A 992-nucleotide genomic window follows, 5' to 3' on the forward strand; every position below is an offset into this window, starting at 1 on the left:
ACAAACTAATTAAAAATAAAATTTACAATTTACATTGACTTATCACCACATGACTTAATTTAACTATACGGGAAAAGAACACACTACAAAACTTATTTGCTCTAGCTATAACAATCATAAGAAAACCTTAAAAACTAACTCTATAAACGGCAATACTACACTTTTTTTCTAAATACGTTAAAATATATTAAGACAACTAAATAAAAGAAAGAGTGACATACAATATGGATAACTTTTCAAATCCTGGACGTCGTGAAATTCATGACGTTGCAGAAGTTAACGGTTTTCTTTCAAAAATGTATGGCTACATGGGACTATCTGTTTTAGTTTCAGCTATTGCCGCATTTTTGACCATGACTGTCTTTAGATCAGCAGTGATGCAAATGCCACCTGCAATGATGTGGATTATTCTTTTTGTTCCAATTGGTTTATCATTGGGCATCAATTTTAAAGCTACTAGAAATCCTGTTGCTGGCTTTGTAATGTTAATGATCTTAGCCGTAATCTATGGCTTTGAATTTGCACTTCTAGCTGGCTTCTACACCCAAGCTCAAATCGGTACAGCATTTGTATCATCTGCGGCTGTATTCGGTGCAATGGCTATCTTTGGTACATTCACTAAGAAGAACTTAAACAACATGGGTTCTTACTTAGGAGCTGCCTTAATCGGTTTAATAGTTGCGATGGTCGTTAACATTTTCTTGCGCAATTCCGTTGCAAGTTTCGTCTTTTCAATCATTGGTGTAGTGATCTTCACTGGGTTAACTGCTTATGATGCACAAAAGATGAAGGCAATTTACAACAACTATGGCAGTCAAGTTTCAACCAATGGTTTAGCTGTACTTGGTGCATTGCAACTTTACTTAGATTTCGTGAACATCTTCTTGTTCTTGCTTCAAATTTTTGGCATGGGCGGAGATCGCGACTAATATCAATAAAGTGTCTGGGAAAAAACTAACCCTTAGATACTGAAAGACGATCAATCCAACTCT

1 protein-coding gene is annotated in these 992 nt (G+C 35.6%); it reads left to right on the plus strand.

From position 1 onward, the window contains the following. Nucleotides 1-224 precede the first annotated feature (224 nt). On the plus strand, nt 225-929 hold the full coding sequence (locus CP357_RS09920; RefSeq protein WP_025005413.1) for a Bax inhibitor-1/YccA family protein: 705 nt from the start codon (nt 225-227) through the stop codon (nt 927-929). The last annotated feature ends 63 nt before the right edge of the window (nt 930-992 follow it).

Source organism: Lactobacillus sp. UMNPBX6, assembly GCF_002553975.1.
Lineage (GTDB): Bacteria > Bacillota > Bacilli > Lactobacillales > Lactobacillaceae > Lactobacillus > Lactobacillus gallinarum.

Coding starts and splice junctions, on each gene's coding strand:
- CP357_RS09920 (WP_025005413.1), top strand. CDS start 225: ATGGATAACTTTTCAAATCCTGGACGTCGTGAAATTCATGACGTTGCA.